The organism is Streptomyces musisoli, assembly GCF_016741855.1.
Classification (GTDB): domain Bacteria; phylum Actinomycetota; class Actinomycetes; order Streptomycetales; family Streptomycetaceae; genus Streptomyces; species Streptomyces musisoli.
This window is the reverse complement of sequence record NZ_JAERRH010000099.1, coordinates 1-821: the sequence shown is the minus strand read 5'-3', so window position 1 is coordinate 821 and position 821 is coordinate 1. Positions and strand designations below refer to the sequence as shown.

The following is an 821-nucleotide window of genomic DNA, read 5'->3' as shown; positions in this document are numbered from 1 at the left end:
AGGTCCAGCACCGGGGCCGGCTGCTCCGGCTCCGGCACCTCCGGCAGCGGCTTCTCCTCCCGCTTGGCCTCGATGATCTGCGCGACGGCCTCGGTGTAGCGGTCGCGGAACTCCTCCCCCTCGAGCCGATCGATGGTCATGGTGTCCATCAGGGCCAGTGCCCCCTCGATCTCGGCCTCGGACACCTCGGCCGGCGGCGGCAGCAGCTCGGCGGGGTCGCGGATCTCATCGGGCCAGCGCATCGCGTGCAGGACCAGGACGTCGTCACGGACGCGCAGCAGCCCCAGGCGCTCGCGGCCGGACCAGGCGTACTTCGCGACGGCCACCTTGGCCGAACGGCCGAGCGCCTCCACGAGCAGCTTGTAGGGCTTAGCGGCGACCTGGCCGGCGGGCTGGAGGTAGTAGCCCTCGGCGATCCGGATCGGATCGATGCTCGCCAGGGGCACGAACGCGTCGATCTCGATCGCCTTGGCCGTCGGCAGCGGCAGGTTGCTCAGGTCCTCGTCCGTGATCGGGATGATCTGCGTCTTGGTCAGCTCATATCCCTTGCCGATCTCCTCCTGGGCCACCTCGCGGTCTTCCAGTTCGCATACCTTGCGGTAGCGGACCCGGCCGCCGTCTTCCAGGTGGTACTGGTGGAAGTGGATCGAGTGGTCCTCGGTCGCCCCGACCACATTGATCGGCACCGTGACCAGGCCAAACGAGATCGCACCGGACCAGATCGTTCGGGGCATGGCACACCCTTTCGCGCTCACCCCGAGCACCACCAGGCTATGAACGCCACAGGCCGCCCGCACCCGCGGGCGGCAGCCGTGTGCGAC

Annotated in this window: 1 protein-coding gene; it reads right to left on the bottom strand. The window is 69.1% G+C overall.

Features of this window, described 5'->3' with window-relative positions:
• Positions 1-734, bottom strand: a 734-nt coding sequence (gene ku / locus JK361_RS40625) for a non-homologous end joining protein Ku (protein WP_201828256.1), incomplete at its 3' end; no start/stop codon positions are given.
• Positions 735-821: the final 87 nt, after the last annotated feature.